The 640-nt window shown below is 51.4% G+C and carries 1 protein-coding gene; it reads left to right on the top strand.

Annotated features, from left to right (window positions below):
• On the top strand, positions 1–563 hold a 563-nt coding region (locus C4B57_03230; protein ID PXF55274.1), incomplete at its 5' end, for a group II intron reverse transcriptase/maturase.
• Positions 564–640: the final 77 nt, after the last annotated feature.

Below are 640 nucleotides of genomic sequence, written 5' to 3'. Positions count from 1 at the left end.
GTATTACGCATTGTCGGACAGAGGCTGAGGCACTCGCATTAAAAGAGGCGCTGGATGCCAGGTTCAAGGAATGCGGTCTGGAACTTCATCCTGAGAAAACAAAGATTGTCTATTGTAAAGATGATGATCGATCAGGAAATTATCCCACAACGAGTTTTGACTTTTTGGGCTTTACATTTCGTCCGAGGAGGTCAAAGAGTCGATGGGGTAAATACTTCATCAATTTTGTCCCGGCTGTAAGTAACAAGGCGGGAAAAGCGATGAGGCAGAAGGCTCGGCGGTGGAAGATGCATCTGCGCAGTGATAAATCCCTGGAGGACCTGTCGAGGATGTTCTGCCCTGTCATCCGGGGCTGGATAAACTATTACAGCAGCTTTTACAAATCTGCGCTTTACCCGACTCTGCGTCATCTGAACAGAATCTTGGTCAGATGGGCAATGCGGAAATTTAAGAGGTTGAGACGACATCGCCGGAGAGCGGAATACTGGCTGGGACGAGTTGCCAAAAGGCAACCCCAGCTATTTCCGCACTGGCAAATGGGTGTAAAACCGACGGCTGGATGATGGGAGCCCGGTGAGCTGAGAGGCTCACGCCGGGTTCTGAGAGGGCCTGGGGGTGAGATTCCCCCGGGCTACTCACC

The sequence above is a fragment of the Deltaproteobacteria bacterium genome, assembly GCA_003194485.1.
Taxonomy (GTDB): domain Bacteria; phylum Desulfobacterota; class Dissulfuribacteria; order Dissulfuribacterales; family UBA3076; genus UBA3076.
This window is presented reverse-complemented; position numbering and strand designations above follow the sequence as displayed.